Raw genomic sequence first — 414 nt, forward strand, 5'->3', positions numbered from 1 at the left:
CACAAAACACCGTAAGCACAGCGATACCTTAATTACAGCGATTCATGGTGGAAGTATTGAACCTGGAACCACTGAACTCGCTCGTCGTATTTCAAATATTGGTCAATATAATTTTTATTCATTTGAAGGTCTACGTTCAGATAATAATGCTCAACTACATATTACTTCTACTGTTTTTGATGAACCTCAATTATTAGATATGCTCAACCATTCGTCAAAAACAGTATCTATTCACGGATATGCAGGCGATGAACCCATTGTTTACGTAGGTGGTCAAGATAAAAAATTGGTTCAAACATTACGTCATTCATTAACTGATCATGGATTTACAGTACAAAAAACGCCTAAAGGAATTGAGGCCCTTTCCAATAATAATATTATTAATAGAGATAAAAAAGATACAGGAGTGCAACT

1 protein-coding gene is annotated in these 414 nt (G+C 34.5%); it reads left to right on the plus strand.

Annotation, left to right across the window (positions count from 1 at the left end; all coding sequences use genetic code 11):
* Positions 1–414: poly-gamma-glutamate hydrolase family protein (locus M3234_RS28965; RefSeq protein WP_262307947.1), on the plus strand; the 414-nt coding region annotated here is incomplete at both ends.

The sequence above is a fragment of the Neobacillus niacini genome (genome assembly GCF_023715785.1).
Lineage (GTDB): Bacteria > Bacillota > Bacilli > Bacillales > Cytobacillaceae > Neobacillus > Neobacillus niacini_E.